Below are 1090 nucleotides of genomic sequence, written 5' to 3'. Positions count from 1 at the left end.
GTCTGCGATCAAGTCGCAGACGTCGCGTAGAGCGCGATTATGGGTTGATTTGGGCGATCTGGGGAAGCCCGTCGGGAAAGCCTTGTGCCGCGATGCGAAAAACATTAATCCAGCCCGCGTGGGGCCTGTAGCTCAATGGTTAGAGCCGGCGGCTCATAACCGCTTGGTTGGGGGTTCGAGTCCCTCCGGGCCCACCATTACCGTTAGGTCCGTTCCGGACACATAGGTTACGGTTTATACCGGAGACATGGGTAACACTTTTGGCCCGAAGGGGTTTTGGAGTGGTTCGAGCCTGCATGTCTCATCGTCGAAATATCCCAAATCATAGTCCATGAAGCTAGCCAGCCAGATATGGTCCTCGACCTGTTTGATTCCGACGGTCTGGCCGGCAAAGACAAGGCTGAGGTTGATCTTCTTGCGGTTATAGCAGATGCGGCCGCAGGTGGTGACGGTGACGGCCTTGTCGTGAAACGGGTGGTCGAGATCGGGCAAGCCGGTGTAGGGACGCGTTGAGGGCGTGTAGCGCTCGGCCGGGCAGTCCATGTCGAGCGCCTGGTGCGGGCGTTGTGAGTTGAACTCGTCGATGAAGTCATCGAACCTGGCCTGCTGTTGAAGGAAATTGGCGCCGGCCGGTTTGGTGGTCTCCTTCTTGAGGGTGAGGTGCATGCGCTCATGGCGGCCATTCTGCTGCGGACAGCCCGGCTTGATGCGCTCGATGTCGATGCCCAGGCGCAGCCACCAGACCGACAGTTTGCTGAGATTGAACAGCGCGTTGGGGCTGGCGAAGGGAACGCCATTGTCGGTCCTGATCGCGCTGGGCAGGCCGAACTCTTTGAAAACGCTTTCGAACACGGTGAAGGCATAGGCTTCCTTGGTGGTCGAGAGCGCCTCGCAGGCGATGAGATAACGGCTGGCGAAGTCGGTGATGGTCAGCGGATAGCAATAGCGCCGATCGGCGAGCATGAACTCGCCCTTGTAGTCGGCACACCAAAGATCGTTAGGGCGACAGCCGTTTGAAAGTGGTGTCCCCGTCGCCCTGTTGCGCCTGCGCTTGCGGCGCTCGACCATGCCGTGGCGGTCGAGCACGGCA

1 protein-coding gene and 1 tRNA gene are annotated in these 1090 nt (G+C 59.5%); one reads left to right on the top strand and one right to left on the bottom strand.

The window, feature by feature from the left end; all coding sequences use genetic code 11:
* Window positions 1-121: 121 nt before the first annotated feature.
* Window positions 122-197 (top strand) — tRNA-Ile (locus tag EN990_RS35235).
* Window positions 198-234: 37 nt separating this feature from the next.
* Here the strand turns inward: EN990_RS35235 and EN990_RS35230 are convergent.
* The coding region (locus EN990_RS35230) for an integrase core domain-containing protein (protein ID WP_164746422.1) at window positions 235-1090 on the bottom strand (856 nt) is incomplete at its 5' end.

The sequence above is a fragment of the Mesorhizobium sp. M7A.F.Ca.US.005.03.1.1 genome, assembly GCF_003997975.1.
GTDB classification, from domain to species: domain Bacteria; phylum Pseudomonadota; class Alphaproteobacteria; order Rhizobiales; family Rhizobiaceae; genus Mesorhizobium; species Mesorhizobium ciceri.
This window is presented reverse-complemented; position numbering and strand designations above follow the sequence as displayed.